The organism is Mesorhizobium sp. B2-1-1 (assembly GCF_006442975.2).
Lineage (GTDB): Bacteria > Pseudomonadota > Alphaproteobacteria > Rhizobiales > Rhizobiaceae > Mesorhizobium.
This window is the reverse complement of the sequence record NZ_CP083954.1, coordinates 2370320-2383733: the sequence shown is the minus strand read 5'-3', so window position 1 is coordinate 2383733 and position 13414 is coordinate 2370320. Positions and strand designations below refer to the sequence as shown.

Below are 13414 nucleotides of genomic sequence, written 5' to 3'. Positions count from 1 at the left end.
CGGCCCCGTCGCAGGAGCTTGCTAAGAGCTTGACGCACTGTCACGCCGCTCGTCGCCTGAAAGCGCGCGCGGCGACAATCACCGGGCAACATGGGTCATGCACATCGAGCATTGCCAAATTCAGCTCATGCTCCGCCAAGCCATAGAGAAACCCGGTAGCCGAATAGGCGTTTCCATAGTGGCGGACTTCGACATTCTCCACCCCGAACCTGTCTGAGAGAAGCCGGCCCAGCGCCGCCGGGGTTATCGACCAGAACCAGCTCTCGCCCCATTCTCCTCGGTCAATCGGGCTTACCCAAGGGACCGTGACCAGAAGCACGCCTCCCGGTTTCAGCATCCGCCATAGGGTTGCAACCGCGACAGGCATGTTGAAAAGGAGGTGCAGGGTCTGGGTGAGCACGATGCAGTCAAATGTCTCGAGCGGCAGGTCGTCGCCGTTGGCCAGATCGCCAACGAAGGTCGTCAGCGGGTGGCCTTCATATCGGTTTAGAACGTCGCTCCTGGCAACTCGACTGCCTCCGAAGCGGGTCGTATAGGCGTTGTCCCCGATCTCCAGAACCCTGCCGGATATGTTCAGCGAACATGATGCGAGGAAAGTCTCGACATAGCGGCGGTCCACTGGCTTGCCGCGATCAAAACCGAAATTTGTACTGAAGGGCAGCGGGCGGCTGAGGTCACCGAACCGGACGCCCGATCGGCGCCGACTTGACCAGCCCTTGAAACGCTGCCGCAGCATCATGGTGGTCTGCAATGGCGCTGCGAGCGAAACGGCAATGGTGTTCAGGAGCTGACCGCCGAGCGAAGAACGGGATCGAACCGCTGTACTAAGCTGTCCCAGTTGCATGTGCGCATAATAGCGTTTCCAATTTTCGACGCCCTGATGGTAGGCGGCCGTCCAGTCTGGATTGGTCCGCGCAAGATTCCTCTGCCGGCCAAGGACTTTGAGCGCCGCGCGCAACATCATCGGATTGCTGTTGGACATATTCGTTGCGTGCCTGCGGTAATCTGCGAGACACTCCGGGGTGCATGCGGCCTTGTTTGCCCGAGACAGGCGAAGGTAGACGTCGTAATCCTCGCAAGCCCGCAGGGATCGGTCAAATCCGCCAGCAGCCTCCAATGTGCTACGCCGATAGAGCACTGTCGCATGCATTCCAATCAGGTTGCCGGTCAAGAATCCGGCATACGGGTCCTCTCCCACCGGCCTCAGCGGAACTGAATTCCTGACTGCGCCGGCCTCATCGATGTAGCAATAGGCTCCATAGACCAAGGCGCAATCCGGACTGTCATGGAACAAAGCAAGATTGGTAGCGAGCGCCGTCGGGCGCAGCCTGTCGTCGGCATCCAGGAACGCGATGAATTCGCCACGTGCTGCCTTCATTCCCGTATTGCGGGCAGCGGCTAAACCCTGGTTTTCTTGGCGGATGTAGTGGACGTCGACATACCGGCGAACAACATTTTCGGGATTGTCCAACGAACCATCGTCCACAACGATGATCTCATCGGGCCGCACGCTCTGGTTCCGGACACTGTCGATCGCTTCCGCGAGAAATCGAGCATGGTTATAGGTCGTAATGACAACCGAGACACAGGCTGCGGCGGGTCTGACGGTCATCTTTCGCCCACTTGGCTCCGCGCAGTCGGGTAGCCGGCAAAGGTTAGCCATGCGACTGAGCGCCGACATGCCTCCTCGAAGCCGACCACCGGCTGGTATCCGAGCTCGCGCTCGGCCTTGGCCGACGGGAGTTTCACCCGACACCGGTGCAACAGCGCACGTTCTTCAGATACCTTGATCTTTGGAGCCATAGGCGGCCTCTGATCGAGCCCTGATTTCCGCCACTCGGCATAGCCTACCTTTAGTCCGCTACGAACGGGTCTCGGGAGGCTTCGGACAAGCCGCCGGTAAAGGTCGCCATCTCTCAGCCATTGTGTCCAGTTCGGCGCGAATGACAATGGCGCGGAAACCGAAATCGCAGCCAGGTCGAAGCCCAATGCCTCGGCTATCGGGCGGCAAAGATCTGCCCAACTTATCCTTTCGCGGTCCCCGACCAGATAAGTTCGCCCAGCCGCCTCGGGCACTTCGATGGCAAGCTTGATCGCATGAACGACATTGTCGACATAAGCGCTGTTGCAGATGCCATGGCCGCCATCCACCAGATAGGCAGAGCCGTCGAGGAGATCGTTGGCGAAGCCCCCCGTCCAGCTGGAGCGCGGGCCAAAGACAATTCCGGGCCGCAGCACCACCACCTGGACTGCACCGTCCCGTGACAATTCCCCGAGACGACGTTCAGCACGAACCTTGGCATTGTTGTACTCGACCGTCTGGCCGTCGTGCAGCGCGCTCGTTTCGTCCGTTCCGGGCAGCGGCGATTGGCCATGAACGGATGCGCTACTGAGGTAGACCAGGCGAACGACGCCCGCAGCGGCGGCGGCAAGATAGACAGGCTCGACGGCATCGACGATCGTGCGACTATCACCGGCAACTGCATGAACAACGGACTGACAGCCAAGAAGGGCCGCAGTAAGAGCCGGAACGTTATGCGCGTCCGCCACCCTTCCATCGATCGCAAAGCGGGACAGGCTGGCGAAAGCACTCGGCCTGCGAACGATCGGCCTCACCTCAGCCCAGCCGGAAAGATGCAGCAACTCCACTGTCCGGCAACCTATGAAGCCGTTGGCGCCAAGCACGGCAACAGTGCCGGTCATTGTCTGGTCTCGGCGGAAGCAATGACGTGGCGAAAGTCTTCTGCTCCGAGCCAAGGCATGTCCAGCCGTTTCCGTCTGGCATAGCATTCCTCGATTCGCTTGAGCACGTTGCGCCCCGCTGTGGCTGACCCGGAAAGGAGGGTTCCATTTCGGACCGTGTCGACCAAGTCCGAAATCTGATCGCAGAACGCGTCGACGAAATCGCGCGACCGGTCGTCGGTGTTGGTGAAGGAGGCGGTGGCTGCCGTGCGGCATCCTTTCAAGGCGATCTCTACAAGCTCAGTCTCATTGACTGCCCAAGAAATCGAGCCACGTTCGCCCTCAAGACGGTAAAGGTTCGGACGAGCCCAATCACGGCTCAGCCGGACCGTTGCCTCGAAGCCGCCAAAACCTAACCGGACAAGGCAGTTCGCCTCGACGCCGCCCATTGCGTCATCGGCGTAGTGGATTTCATGGGGCTCTCCGAACCACCAGGTCAGGAGGTCAAGGCAATGCGTGCCTATGTCCTGAAGCACGCCACCGCCGGATTCCGCGCGGCTGAAATAGCTCGTCGAAGCGACAGGCCACTGGAAAGGGCCACCCTCAAAACAACAGACACCTTGAATTTTTCCGATCAATCCGCCCTCGACCATGGCCTTTATCGATCGGGTGGCAGGGAACTGCCTTCTGACGAGGCCTGTTGCCACATGCAGATTGTTGGCTGCCGCTACCGCCAGGATAAGGTCCGCGTCGGAGCTGCTCGTGGCCATCGGCTTCTCGCATAGAACATGCATGCCGGCCCGCAACGCCTGCATCGACTGATCAAGATGGTATCGAGGCGGGGAAGCGATGATCGCCACATCGGCGCCCACAGCCAGAAGGCCGTCGAAACTGGCTGCAACCTTCGCTCCGGGCAGCCGCGCCTGCACGACCGCGGCCGATTTCGCTTCGGGATCAAAGATGGCTGCGACTGCGATCTGGCCTCTGCCTTGAAGGCGCGACAGCGCTTCCGCATAGTAGAGCTTCGTGACGGCGCCACATCCGGCCAAAACGAGACGGACAGGCTCACCTTGCCGCAGCCGTGCCGGCTGCCGTTGCACAGTTTCAATTTGGGCGGACAATCTCGCCTCCCTGCTTCGCAACGAGCCGCAGCATACGTCCAATTGTCTTGAGCGACGGATCGAGTTGGAAGGCTTCACTCATTTGCGCGAGGCATCCAGCCCAATCACCAGAGCCAAGCAACCGCCGCCCGGTTTCGAGAGCGCTTTGCGAATAAGTCCGCCGAGCCGATGCGGCGACATCGTCCGCGAGTTCGCTTGGAAGATAGCTCTTGAAAATATCAATCGCCATTCGCGTGTAGGCCATGTCCGCGGCATTCCGGATATGGCGCCCTGTGTTCGATTGCGGGTGCATCCGATAAAGCGCAAGGGCTTGCGGTTCGTACCAGACAGGAAAACGAGAAGCGATGCGTATCCACATCTCCCAGTCTTCGCTGCATTTCAGCCGCCGGTCGAAGCCGCCGAGTTCTTCGTAGACCGCGCGTCGGACCGCGATGGACGGCGTCATGATGCGCTGTTCGAGCGCCAATCGGACCACCGCATTCTCAAGCCTTCCGGAGATTGACTGCATTGCAGGTTCGATCGACAACTGCTGTCCGTGGGCGTCCATGAAGACCGTCCGGCAGAACGCCGCTCCTACTCTCGGATCCGCATCGAAACCCCGACCGAGCAATTCGTAAAATTCTGGTCGGACGGCATCGTCGCCGTGCAGGAGATGGACAAGTTCCCCCTGGGCTCGGCTCAGACAGGTATGGAAGTTGCCGATGTGGCCGAGGTTTTGCGGCTGGCGGAAAAAGCCGACACGCCTTCCCCCGATTTCGTTCACGACTTTTTGCGGATCGTCGGACGAACAATCGTCAACCACTTCGATCTGCATATGAGCCGGGTCAGGGGCTTGCGCGAGCACGCTTTGCAGCGTTGAGGCAAGAAAGCGGGCGCTATTATAGACGGGGATCATCACCGACCACTTCGGACGAACAGCCGCCTGTGGCAATGACGGGACCGGATCGCGATTCTCGAAGTTGCGGAAAGCCGTCATCTCCCGAGCACCGAGGATTTCAGCAGGAGCAGTGCCAACCGCGCGATATCGCGTTTCGGCACGTTGTTTCCGCCAGTGCCGCTTCGCAGCAATCGTAGGAAGCACGATCTGGCCGACGGCAAGTCACCTCCGTTCAGATACTGCTTCGACCATTCGTAAAAGTAGCGGGAACAGCCGCCACGGGCAAACTGTGCCCCACGGGCATCCATGACATTCGCCATTCGCCGGTAGAATCCCTCGATCGCATCAAGCCTGAGCGGGCTTGGCAGCGCCGATACAAGCCCACCCGGGTGCAGACGATAGATACCTGCCACCTCGTCGACAAAGGCGAGGTCTGCTGTCTTTGCGCAATGCACATACAGCGGCCAATCAGTAATCGGAAAGAAATCTGCATACCAAGACGGTACATCCCGAACGCACGCGGTTCGCATCATACCGCCGCAAGTGGCGAAGGGATTGCCTTCCCAAATTTCCCTTTGTGTGATTAAGGGCTTCTGATCCCGTGGCGTCCACCGCCGCGACGTGATCTCGTCGCCGTGCGCCACGAGCGCATTGTAAAATATGGCCGAGAGCTCAGGATGCGCGTCAAGATGGGCCACCTGATCTCGCAGCTTGGTCTTGGATGTCCACAGGTCGTCGCCATCAAGGATCGAGACATAGCGCCCGCGCGCAACCCGGAGTCCTCTCGCAACGACCTCGTTGGATCTCAAATTGCTGCCAGAATAGATCGCCGATAGTCTTTCGGGATAATCGGATACATACCGCTCCACGATCTCCCGGGTACCGTCCGTCGAAAAATCTTCGCTGATCAGGATCTCGACACCGGATTCCGTATCTTGCATGAGAACGCTGTCGATCGCTGCCGCTACGTAGCGAGCGTGATTGTAGGTGACAATGAGCACGGTCACACTGACCGTCGGTTCATTCACTGTCCGCTCAAAAGTGCATTCTGCCGTCTGAGCCAAATTGCGGCCCGACGACATCTGCTCTTCCGACAGCAGCAGCTTCTTCATTCCAAGCCTCTAAGGAGAAACGGGCTGTCTGAGCCGCTGCCCTCTTGGGGCATTGCAAAGGTTCCTCGTTCGGGATGCTGCGCCAAATAGCCTCCGCAGGGTCCAAGTTTGCTGTCCATTGCAGCCAGATTGTTGAGCAAGGCACGGTAATCGGTATTCTCGCCGCGATCGAAAAGCTCATCGACAGCGTAGTCCCAGAACGGTTTCCCGATCCCCGAGCTGCGGCCTTCGCGTTCCAGTTTGGTTCCTTGTTTCGCCTTGCGCCGGAAAATGGCAAGCGTCGCACCGACGACTTTCGCGAACTGCGAGGGCGATCGCCAGAGCACTCTGGCGAAGTTCATGCCGACGGCAGCAAAGCGGCGCCTTTTAAGCCCGAGCCTGGCGATCTCGACATCGTTACGGAACATCACATCCGATAGGATCGGGCTCACCATCTCGCTGCAGCGAGCAAAGAGGCTCTCGAGCACCATCCGACGCGAGATGAGCATTCGGACGAAATCTTGCGACATGGCTCCTGGCGTTCGGCGGTATCCGACCAAGTGCTCCTTGACGACATCGAATCGGTATTTCGAGGCGATACTCAATTGGAGGAAGAAGTCCTCACAACCCTCCGCACCGTTTTCGCGCAGTCGCGAGGAATAGCCACCCATTTCGAGTAAGACATCGCGCCGGAACATTGCCGAACTTCCGTGACCGATAAAGTTCTGTCCGAGATGCTGCATGAATACCCATCCGTGCGGGTGCATGCGCTTAGGCGTAATGATCGCCTTATCATCGGCATCAATCGTCCGGTAAAGCGTATAGACAAGCCCAACATCATTGCCTGCTGCAGCGAAAACACGCAGCTGCTTTTCGAGTTTGGTTGGGTGCCAGAGATCGTCGGCGTCTATAGGTGCTATATAGATACCCTTGCTTGCACGTATCCCCGTATTCCGCGCCGACGCGACGCCACTGTTCTTCTGTTGGAGCAGCTTGATACGCGGGTCGTCATTGGATAGTCGGCGGACGATTGATGCAGTTTCATCAGTCGAACCGTCATCAACGACTATTATTTCGATGTTTCTGTAGGTCTGGTTTATCACCGACGCCAAGGTGCGTTCGATAAATTGTTCTGCGTTGTAGGCAGGGATAATGACAGCCACAAATGCGTGAGTAGGACATTGTGAGTTGCTCGTAGAACAACTCCCCTTGGTGCGGCCACTTCCCTTCACTGTCACCCGGCCTCTGAGCCCTGCATGTACTGCTAAACGGCCGCTGTCCGGCTCACTAACATTTGGGGCCACGCACACTGGACGGCCCTCGCGCGGCCTTCTTAGGTGGCCGATCCATTCTCCTTGTGCGACAGCCCATAGCGTATTTTCCTTTCGCCCCTGGCGGACTTGGTGTTCGAAAACTCACGCAATAGCCACGCCGCCCCCTGCCTAAGTGACCCGAAATGATCTCGCCCGTGCGTAGAGCTGCCCACGCAGAGTGGCGGATCCGAGAGTATCTGCCGTTCCTGCAATCTATGCTCCTGGATGGCGAGTAGATAGATCGTCAAAAGCGGTACCCGTTAAGGACAATTCGCGACCGTTTCGGGATGCCCCGAGAATAAACGGTCTCTTTGCTGAGCGCGTTCACGAATGTCACGAGCTGACTGAATCGCACCCAAGGCTGCGGAAATTCGCGTTCCATCTGGAGTTCGCCCCTGGGACCGGACAAATTGAACAGCAGAATTGACTTGGAAGCCGGGCTTTCGAAGGATGGAAGCGATGGTGACTTATCGCACGCACAGCATCGAGTTCAAACGTCAAGTAGTGCAGGAGTTCCTCTCTGGCGAGACGCTGCATGGTCTCGCCAGGCGGCACGAACTGCCGCGTAAACCTGATCCGCATCTGGGTCCTGAATTACGAGGCCGGCTCCTTCGACGAGACGTGGCGGCGGCTGACACGATGCAGACGTATGAGCGCGGATCGCAGCCTTGGAGCGGCTGGTAGGCCGACAAGCCTTGGATCGAGTTTCCAAAGGGCTCTGAAAAGCGTGCCACGTCCCAGAGGCGGGACTACATCTGCCTTCGGCGGCAGGACCTCGCCGTATATGTCACGACCTTTGCCGGGAAGAATGCTTGCGAATCGCTGCGGAGATCGCCGCCAGGCCACCCCGCAGTTCGTCCTCAAGAGGATAGAGGAAGCCGATACGCATGTGGTTGCGCGGCATCTCGAACCAGTGGCCCGGACCGACATAGGTGCCATAGCTTTCCAGCAGGTCGGCGTAAAAGTCGTCGAAATCGAATCCCGGACCATGACGGAAACGGGGGAAGCAGACCACGCCGCCCTGGGGCTCGACCCATTCGATCAGCTCGTCGCTCTCAATCCAATCGCGCATGATGGCAAGGCGTCCGGCCAGCACTGGCGCCTGCGCGGCGAGGAAGGCGTCGCGGCCTTCCAGGATGCGGGCGCCGATCCACTCGTCGACGACGCTGCCGCAGATGCCGATCTGCTCCTTCGCCGCCAGGAAGCGCTCCATCAAGTGCACGTCGCGCGTCATGATCCAGCCCACGCGGATGCCCGGCGCGCCGTAAGCCTTGGACAGCGAAGCCACACTGATCGCGGCGGGGCTGAGCGAGGCGGCGGGGGGCAGCATCTCGCCATGGGTCAGGTCGCGGTAGGTTTCGTCCACCAGTAGCCTGCATCCCGCCTTTTCGACCAAGGCGATCAGCGCGTCCAGTTGAGGGCGGCCGATCATCGTGCCGGTTGGGTTATGCGGGCAGGTGATGCTGACATAGCGGGTGTTCGGGCGCAGAGCGCTGGCGACGGCATCGATGTCGAGGCCGAACCGATCGTCGAATTTGAGGTCGATAAAGGTGATGCCGCAGCCGATGGCGCGCGGCGTCTCGATGTTAGTGGCATAGTTCGGCCGCACCACGACAAGATGGTCGTCGCGCGATAGAAGCGTGGTGGCGATGATGAACAGCGCGCCAGCGGCGCCGGCGGCCACCAAAACGTCGTTGGGGCCGAGGCCCTTGCCCTGCGCGGCTACCAACGCCCGAAGCTCAGGGTCGCCGCGATGCTCGCCATAGGGCAGCAGCAGGTCAGGGACGGAGAGATGGAAATCGGACAGCTTACGGTCTCGTACGGAGCTTTCCGACAGGTTGAAGCGAATGCGGTCATAGCCGTATTCCTCCGGTGATTCCTTCTCGATCACCATGCGTGCGTAGTCCATGCTTTCCCCCGTCAGGCTGCCAGCCGGGCGACGGCCAAAACGGCCTGGTCGACCTCGTCTACTGTGGTGTAATGCGATAGGCCGAGCCGAGCGACTCCGCCTTGCTCGCGCAGACCGAGCAGGCCGGAGGCTTCATAAGCGTAGAAATCGCCGGCCCAGCCGAAGATGTTTTCGCCCGCCAGCGCGGCTGCGATCTCCTGCGGCGACCTCTTGGCCAGCCGGAAGCTGAAGGTGGGCACACGGGCGTCCAGCCGGTTGCGGCTGGCGATGCCGCAGAGCTTGAAACCGGGAATGCCGGCAACACCCGCCAGGAACCGGTCCATCAGTCCGGCTTCGTAGTCGGTCGCCGCCTCCAATCCCGCCACGATGCGCTGGCGCAGCGGCGCGGCAACGTCGACGCCGGCGCACTGCTCGCCGAGCCAAGCGATGTGCTCGATCGCCGCCTGCGTGCCGGCCTGCGCCTCGAAGGAGGGAGTGCCGGGGGTGTGGCGCCACGGCATGTCGAAGGAGGCGGGCCGCACCTTGAGCGGCGTGAGCCGGTCGCGCAGCTCCGGCCGTATATACATGACCCCGGCGTGCGGACCGAAGAACTTGTAGGCAGAGCATGCGAGCAGGTCGCAGCCGATCGCCGACACGTCGAGGGCCAAATGCGGCGCCGACTGCACGGCATCGACCATGGTGACGGCGCCGGCAGCTTTACCAGCAGCCACGATACGGGCAACGTCGTTGACGGTGCCGAAGATGTTGCTCGCGTGATTGCAGGCAATCAGACGCGTGCGTGGGCCGATCAGTTCGTCCAGCATGTCGTAGCGATATTCGAAGGTTTCGGTATCGAACTCGAGCCAGCGGACGGTGACGCCACGTTCCTCGGCTGCGATGATCCACGGGCCGACATTGCCATCATGGTCCATGCGGGTAAGCACGATCTCGTCGCCCGGTTTCCAGTCGCGTGCCACCATGCGCGAAAAATGGAAGATCAGCGAGGTGCTGTTGAGGCCGAAGACGATCTCGTCCGGCTGTGCGCCGAGCAAGGCGGCCGCCGCTGCATGCGCTCCCACCAAGATGCGGTCGCTATCACGCGAGGTGTGGAAGGCACCGCCCTCGTTGGCGCAGCTTCGCAGCATCACCTCGCTCATGCGCTCGACCACGCGTGCCGGTACTTGCGAGCCGCCCGGCGCGTCGAGATAGATACGTGGCTTGCCGTCGTCGGTGATCGCCAGCGCCGGGAAGGCCCCGCGCACCGCCTCGATGTCCCATCGTCCAGTCGTCATGGAATTCCCTTTCAGGTCGGTCGCACCGCCGCGATCGCGGCCGTCAGTTCGTCGTAGTCGAAATTCCCGCCGCACAGCACGATCGCATTGACTTGGCCGCGGTACCGTTCCGGGTGCTTCATCAGCCCTGCCAGCGCTAGGCCGGCTGCACCCTCGACCAATAGATGCTCTTCGATCGCGAGACGGGCGAGCGCGCCGGCGATCTCGGCTTCGGAACAGATGACCACATCGTCGACGACCGACCGGGCGAGGCCGAGCGTGACTGAATCCTCATCCATGCCGCCGGCGACGCCGTCGGCCAACGTCGGCAAGTGCTCGACATCGATCACCTTGCCCGCTTCCATCGACGCTGCCAGCGCCATGCTGTTGGCGGCCGCGCAGCCGATGATCCGCGTGCGCGGACTGAAGGCCTTCATCACGGCGCCGATGCCGCCGATCAACCCGCCGCCGCCCATGGCGATGAAGACATTGTCGATATGCGAATGCTCTTCCAGCAGTTCGAGCCCGATCGTGCCCTGGCCAGCAACAACATCGGGATCGTTGTACGGAGATACGTAGACGAGTCCCTTCTCCTCGCCCAGGCGGCGCGCGTGCGCCTCGGACTGGCCGCTTTCGTCGCCATGCAGGATCACGTCGACGCCAAAGGACCGTATGCGCGCCAGTTTGGCCTTCGTGACATTGTGCGGAAGCACGACCGACAATTTTCGGAACAGGCGCGACGCCGCGAAGCTGGAGGCTATGCCGTGGTTGCCGGACGAGGCGGTGACGAACGGCCGGCCCCCGGTCGCATCGTCCATCGCGGTCAGCTTCGAGAAGGCGCCTCGCGCCTTGAAGGAGTTGGTGAACTGGAAATTTTCGCATTTGAACAAAACGGTGCTACCGATCGCGTCGCCGACGGCGGACGCGCCCAGCAGCGACGTCTTCGCGATATGACCGCGGATGCGGGCATGCGCCCGCACGGAACGCGCGGCAGCGGCGGCGATGTCACCTTCGTTCGACATGGTTCTGTCCTGGGTCAAGAGTTTGCGGCTGTGCCGGCGCTCGCGAGGATGGCGCTGGCGATTGCCGCGTCCTCTGCGCCGAGGCCGGTCAGGTCGGCGATGCTGATGTCGCCAGGCTTGCGCGTCAATGAGCCAGTCCGCAGCGATACGCCGATCTCACCGATCCGCTCTGGCTCGACGAGGCCGGCCGCGATGGCATGAGCGAACTCGCCATGGTCGATGCTCTGCAGGGCCGAATCGGCGAGCAACGTGTCGGCGCGCGCGACCAACGTATTCTCCAATTCCTGTTTGCCGGGCGCATCGGCTCCGACGGCTGTAATGTGCGTGCCGGGCGCGATCCATTCAGCGCGCACCAGCGGCGCGGTCGCGGGCGTCGTGGTGACAATCACTTGTGAATCGGAACAAAGGCCGGCGAGCGAGCCGACTGGCGATACCTGGAGGCCAAGGTCGGCCACGTCGGCGGCGAAGCGTCCCGCCGCCGCTGGGGAGCGGCCCCATACCGCGACCGAAAGCGGCTCGCCGTGAGCCAGCGCTCGCAGCGCGCGTAACTGCATGCGTGCCTGGGTTCCGGTGCCGACGATGCCGAGGCGCGTCGCGCCCTTGGGCCAGCACAGCCGGGTCGCCAGCGCGCCGGCATAGCCAGTGCGCCAGTCGGTCAGCATGCCTTGGTCGAACAGCAGCGCTACCGGTTCGCCTGTCGTGGCCGACAGCGCCACCATCATGCCGTTGCCGCTTGGAAGGCCCTTGGTCGGATTGTCGTAGAACCCAGTCGCGACTTTGACGACGAAGATCGACGCGCCCGATACATGGGCGCATTTCACATGGCAATCGCCGTTCGCCGCCGCGAATCCCATGTGGACGACGGGCGGCTGCTGGACTGCCCCGGCGCTGTAGGCGACGAGGCTTTCGCGAACGGCCGCAATACCGGCGGCGTGGTCGAGCCGCCGCAGGATCTCCGCTCGGTCGAGGATGAGCGGCATGTTTGCGGCTGGCCTAGCCATGGTCGTTCCGTTCAGGCCGCCGAGCGGGCAAGGCCGCGCAGGAAGAGCTGCACACGTTCCAACCCGCCTTCCAGGACATGCGCCGGCGCGCCGATGCCGACGCGGAAATAGCCGTCCATGCCGTAGACGTCGCCCGGCGCGACAAGCACGCCCTGCTCGTCCTTGACGCGATGCGCCAGCTCGGTCGAATTTATCGGCAAGTGATAGCGCACGAATGCCATGCCGCCTGCCTGCGGCGGCGCCAGCGAGACCAGCCCCTCGTTGGCGCGGACCCAGCGCACCATCATGTCGACATTGCGTGACAGGAGGTCCCGGCTGCGGTCGAGGATCGCCTTGCGGCGCGCCGGCTGCAACACCATCGACGCGACCAGTTCGCTGACCGCGCCGGTAGTGATGGAGGTATAGTCCTTGCGCTGCCAGGAGGCATAGATCTCGGCAGCGGGGCCGACCAGCCAGCCGATGCGCAGGCCCGGCATCGCCATCGCCTTCGACAAGCCGCTGGTGACGATGGCTTTCTCATAAAGGTCGACGCTGCTCGGCGGCTCGAGGGTACCGTATTCGGCTCCCTTGTAGACCTCGTCCGTATGTAGCCAGATGCCGTTGGTGCGTGCGATGGCCACAATTTCCCCGAGCAGGTCCGCCGGCACCACGCGTCCGGTCGGATTGTTGGGCGTGCAGAGCGTGATGACCTTGGTGCGGGGCGAAATCGCCGCGCGGATGTCGGCCGGATCGGGCAGCCAGCCCAGTTCCTCGCGCAGCGGCACATCACGTACCACCGCGCCGAGCGCCTTCGCCCATCCCCTGATCTGCAGGTAGTTGGGGACGACGACGATGATCTCGTCGCCCGGCTCCAGCAGCGTCATCGCCATCAGAAAATTGGCTTCGGCCGAGCCGTTGGTGACCATCACCTCGTCGACCGTACGATTCTTGTATGTGGCCGCGATCGCCTCGCGAAGGACGACGGCACCGTTCGTCCAGCCGTAACCGAGTTCGGCGGCAAGCACCTTTTCGCGTTCCTCCGGGCTCAGCAGTTCGTTGAGCGAATAGGGGTGTACCCCGCTATCGGAGAGGTTGTACTCGACGATGTTCTCGTAGAGCGACTGGATGCGTTCGAGGGTGAATTCTTCGATCTGCATGTGTGTACGATT

General features: G+C 61.5%; 11 protein-coding genes. All 11 read right to left on the bottom strand.

The features are described 5' to 3' along the window. Window positions 1–40: 40 nt before the first annotated feature. The gene (locus tag FJ972_RS11680; RefSeq protein WP_140521289.1) at window positions 41–1612 is read right to left on the bottom strand and encodes a glycosyltransferase; all 1572 of its coding nucleotides are present in this window, start codon (window positions 1610–1612) and stop codon (window positions 41–43) included. Further along, window positions 1609–2703, bottom strand: a complete 1095-nt coding sequence (locus tag FJ972_RS11675; protein ID WP_181173504.1) for an NAD-dependent epimerase/dehydratase family protein — start codon at window positions 2701–2703, stop codon at window positions 1609–1611. Before FJ972_RS11675 ends, FJ972_RS11680 begins: the two co-directional genes overlap by 4 nt. Next, window positions 2700–3803, bottom strand: a complete 1104-nt coding sequence (locus tag FJ972_RS11670) for a Gfo/Idh/MocA family protein (protein WP_181165249.1) — start codon at window positions 3801–3803, stop codon at window positions 2700–2702. The genes FJ972_RS11675 and FJ972_RS11670 overlap by 4 nt, the downstream gene beginning before the upstream one ends. After that, a complete protein-coding gene (locus FJ972_RS11665) occupies window positions 3787–4779 on the bottom strand; it encodes a glycosyltransferase family 2 protein (RefSeq protein ID WP_140521286.1) in 993 nt (330 codons plus the stop codon). The genes FJ972_RS11670 and FJ972_RS11665 overlap by 17 nt, the downstream gene beginning before the upstream one ends. Further along, entirely contained in the window at window positions 4776–5792 is a 1017-nt protein-coding gene (locus FJ972_RS11660) for a glycosyltransferase family 2 protein (protein ID WP_140521285.1), read from the bottom strand. The genes FJ972_RS11665 and FJ972_RS11660 overlap by 4 nt, the downstream gene beginning before the upstream one ends. After that, window positions 5789–6934 carry a glycosyltransferase family 2 protein gene (locus FJ972_RS11655; RefSeq protein ID WP_181165248.1) on the bottom strand — a complete coding sequence of 382 codons (1146 nt, stop codon included), beginning with the start codon at window positions 6932–6934 and terminating at the stop codon, window positions 5789–5791. The genes FJ972_RS11660 and FJ972_RS11655 overlap by 4 nt, the downstream gene beginning before the upstream one ends. A gap of 937 nt (window positions 6935–7871) precedes the next feature. Beyond that, complete coding sequence (locus FJ972_RS11650) at window positions 7872–8993, bottom strand: aminotransferase class I/II-fold pyridoxal phosphate-dependent enzyme (protein ID WP_140521283.1); 1122 nt, start codon at window positions 8991–8993, stop codon at window positions 7872–7874. A gap of 11 nt (window positions 8994–9004) precedes the next feature. Further along, window positions 9005–10264 carry a cysteine desulfurase-like protein gene (locus tag FJ972_RS11645; RefSeq protein ID WP_140521282.1) on the bottom strand — a complete coding sequence of 420 codons (1260 nt, stop codon included), beginning with the start codon at window positions 10262–10264 and terminating at the stop codon, window positions 9005–9007. Window positions 10265–10275: 11 nt separating this feature from the next. Further along, on the bottom strand, window positions 10276–11265 hold the full coding sequence (locus tag FJ972_RS11640) for a pyridoxal-phosphate dependent enzyme (protein ID WP_140521281.1): 990 nt from the start codon (window positions 11263–11265) through the stop codon (window positions 10276–10278). Window positions 11266–11279: 14 nt separating this feature from the next. Further along, on the bottom strand, window positions 11280–12266 hold the full coding sequence (locus tag FJ972_RS11635) for an ornithine cyclodeaminase family protein (protein ID WP_140521280.1): 987 nt from the start codon (window positions 12264–12266) through the stop codon (window positions 11280–11282). Between the two features lie 11 nt (window positions 12267–12277). Then, on the bottom strand, window positions 12278–13402 hold the full coding sequence (locus FJ972_RS11630) for an aminotransferase class I/II-fold pyridoxal phosphate-dependent enzyme (RefSeq protein WP_140521279.1): 1125 nt from the start codon (window positions 13400–13402) through the stop codon (window positions 12278–12280). Window positions 13403–13414 lie beyond the last annotated feature (12 nt).

What these genes read in the sequence shown, in the direction of transcription:
- FJ972_RS11680 (WP_140521289.1), bottom strand. Translation starts at nt 1,612, where the DNA reads ATGACCGTCAGACCCGCCGCAGCCTGTGTCTCGGTTGTCATTACGACC.
- FJ972_RS11675 (WP_181173504.1), bottom strand. Translation starts at nt 2,703, where the DNA reads ATGACCGGCACTGTTGCCGTGCTTGGCGCCAACGGCTTCATAGGTTGC.
- FJ972_RS11665 (WP_140521286.1), bottom strand. Translation starts at nt 4,779, where the DNA reads ATGACGGCTTTCCGCAACTTCGAGAATCGCGATCCGGTCCCGTCATTG.
- FJ972_RS11660 (WP_140521285.1), bottom strand. Translation starts at nt 5,792, where the DNA reads ATGAAGAAGCTGCTGCTGTCGGAAGAGCAGATGTCGTCGGGCCGCAAT.
- FJ972_RS11650 (WP_140521283.1), bottom strand. Translation starts at nt 8,993, where the DNA reads ATGGACTACGCACGCATGGTGATCGAGAAGGAATCACCGGAGGAATAC.
- FJ972_RS11645 (WP_140521282.1), bottom strand. Translation starts at nt 10,264, where the DNA reads ATGACGACTGGACGATGGGACATCGAGGCGGTGCGCGGGGCCTTCCCG.
- FJ972_RS11640 (WP_140521281.1), bottom strand. Translation starts at nt 11,265, where the DNA reads ATGTCGAACGAAGGTGACATCGCCGCCGCTGCCGCGCGTTCCGTGCGG.
- FJ972_RS11635 (WP_140521280.1), bottom strand. Translation starts at nt 12,266, where the DNA reads ATGGCTAGGCCAGCCGCAAACATGCCGCTCATCCTCGACCGAGCGGAG.
- FJ972_RS11630 (WP_140521279.1), bottom strand. Translation starts at nt 13,402, where the DNA reads ATGCAGATCGAAGAATTCACCCTCGAACGCATCCAGTCGCTCTACGAG.